The organism is Methanobrevibacter arboriphilus JCM 13429 = DSM 1125 (assembly GCF_002072215.1).
Taxonomy (GTDB): domain Archaea; phylum Methanobacteriota; class Methanobacteria; order Methanobacteriales; family Methanobacteriaceae; genus Methanobinarius; species Methanobinarius arboriphilicus.
This window is the reverse complement of the sequence record NZ_JXMW01000036.1, coordinates 1-1,501: the sequence shown is the minus strand read 5'-3', so window position 1 is coordinate 1,501 and position 1,501 is coordinate 1. Positions and strand designations below refer to the sequence as shown.

Here is a 1,501-nt window from a genome sequence, read left to right as displayed (position 1 = left end):
TTCTACGGGTGTTTGGAGTCTTAATTACACAACTAATCGTACTGGAAACATAAATGTTAGTGTTACTTATGTTGGTAATGAGAATTATACTGGTTTTACTAATGCAAGTAGTTTTACTGTGAATTTGAATGATACTAATTCTAGTATTGTTGTTAATCCAGATTCAGTGAATATTGGCAACAATGTTACTATTTCTGGTGAGCTTGTTGGTTATGTTGGTAATGGCTCTGATTCTTTGACTGTTAGTGTTGATGGTAATGTTTATAATAATGTTATTATTAATTCTACTGGTGGTTGGAGTCTTAATTACACAACTAACCGTACAGGAACTATAACTGTTAATGTTACTTATGCTGGTAATGATAATTATACTGTTTTTAGTAATAGTACTAGTTTTGAAGTTTTAAGGAATAGTACTAATTCTACTATTATTGTTAATCCAAATCCTGTGAGTATTGGTAATAATATTACTATTTCTGGTCAGTTGGATAATTTTACTGGTATAACTGGTGTTAATGTTACTATTGATAGTAATATTTACACAGATATTTCTGTTAATAGTACTGGTGGTTGGAATCTTAATTACACAACTAACAAAACAGGTAATATAACAGTAATTGTTAGTTTTAATGGTAATGAGAATTATACTAGTTTTACTAATACAAGTAGTTTTACTGTGATTTTGAATGATACTAATTCTAGTATTGTTGTTAATCCAGATTCAGTGAATATTGGCAACAATGTTACTATTTCTGGTGAGCTTGTTGGTTATGTTGGTAATGGCTCTGATTCTTTGACTGTTAGTGTTGATGGTAATGTTTATAATAATGTTATTATTAATTCTACTGGTGGTTGGAGTCTTAATTACACAACTAACCGCACAGGAAACATAACTGTTAATGTTACTTATGCTGGTAATGAGAATTATACTGTTTTTACTAATGTGACTAGCTTTTTAGTGGCTAAGAATGGTGCTAATTCTTCTATTAATATTCCTAGTAATATTAAGGTTGAAGATTCTATAATAATTGATGGTGTTTTAGCTGATGAAAATGGTAATCCAATAGCTAATACTACTATTACTGTTATTATTGATGGTGAAAACTTTAATGTAACAACTGCTGAAAATGGTAGTTGGAATATTAATTACACTCCAACTCATGCAGGTGAATTTACTATTAATCTTACTTGGGAAGGTAATGAAAATTACACTAGTTTTACCAATAATACTAACTTCAATGTTAATAAGTTAGCTACATATTCTAGTATTGACCTTTCAGCTGACTTTAGAGTAGGGAAAACTACTGTTATAAGTGGTGTTCTTCTCGATGAGGAAGATAATACAATAGCTGATAGTGAATTAGAAATCACTATTGATGGTAAAAAACATTTAGTGAAAACCAATTACAATGGTTACTGGTATTTAACTTATAAACCCAAAAGCATTGGAAAAATTACAGTTGTACTTAATTTCAATGGTGATGCTAAATATTTAGGTTTC

General features: G+C 29.4%; 1 protein-coding gene. It reads left to right on the top strand.

Annotated elements, in window-relative coordinates:
- Positions 1-1,501: hypothetical protein (locus tag MBBAR_RS10375; protein WP_158082584.1), on the top strand; the 1,501-nt coding region annotated here is incomplete at both ends.